Genomic DNA, 879 nt, shown 5'->3' with positions numbered 1-879 from the left:
GCCGCCAGCTGGGTGCAGGCCAGCTGGCACAGTCCCAGCAGCCGCAGCAGCTGGGCGTTGTCGTAGAGCATCTTCTCAAAGTGCGGCACCGCCCAATGCTCATCCACGCAGTAGCGGGCGAAGCCTCCCCCACGTGGTCCTGCAACCCGCCGAGCACGATCGCCTCGGTGGTGGTGGCGGCCGCGTCGAACAACGGGCCCGGCTCGGGGTGGGTGAGCACCTGCTGCCAGAGCACCACCAGTGACTGGGTGGGCGGGAATTTGGGGGCGGGGGTGAACCCGCCCTCGCTGCGGGTGGTCTCGATCCACTGGTGCACCGCAACCTCCAGTGCCTGCCCCTCGGCCTGGTTCCCGTCCTGGACCGTGGCGGGATCGGCGGAGAACTTCATCATCTGGTGTTGTCCGCGGCTGAGTTCCACCAGGTGCTCGGCCAGCGCCGCGGCCTGCTGCTCGACCCCCTCACGGCGCTGGGTGTAGGCCTCGGTGACGGCGGTGAGCACCTGCATGAAGGAGGGCACCCGGCCGCGCTGCCGGGGCGGGAAGTAGGTGCCGGCGTGGAAGGTGCGCCCGTCGGGCAGCGTGAACACGGTCATTGGCCAGCCGCCGGCCTCGGTCAGGGCCTGGGTGGCGAGCATGTAGGTGTCATCGACCAGCGGATGCTGTTCCCGGTCGACCTTGATTGAGACGAAATGTTCGTTCAGGTAGGCGGCAACCTGCGGGTCGTCGAAGGACTCGCGGGACATGACGTGGCACCAGTGGCAGGCGGCGTACCCGATGGAGAGCATCACCGGGCGGTCCCGGCGCCGGCTTCGGCGAAGGCTCGGCCGAGTAGGACCACCAGTCCACCAGCTGGTGGGCGTGCTGCCTGAGGTAGCGGCTG

General features: G+C 69.1%; 1 protein-coding gene. It reads right to left on the bottom strand.

What is annotated here, in order from left to right; translation table 11 throughout:
- On the bottom strand, positions 1–879 hold an 879-nt coding region (locus JCM19049_RS15810; RefSeq protein WP_279403398.1), incomplete at both ends, for a DUF255 domain-containing protein.

It is taken from the genome of Arthrobacter sp. JCM 19049, from assembly GCF_001310435.1.
This window is presented reverse-complemented; position numbering and strand designations above follow the sequence as displayed.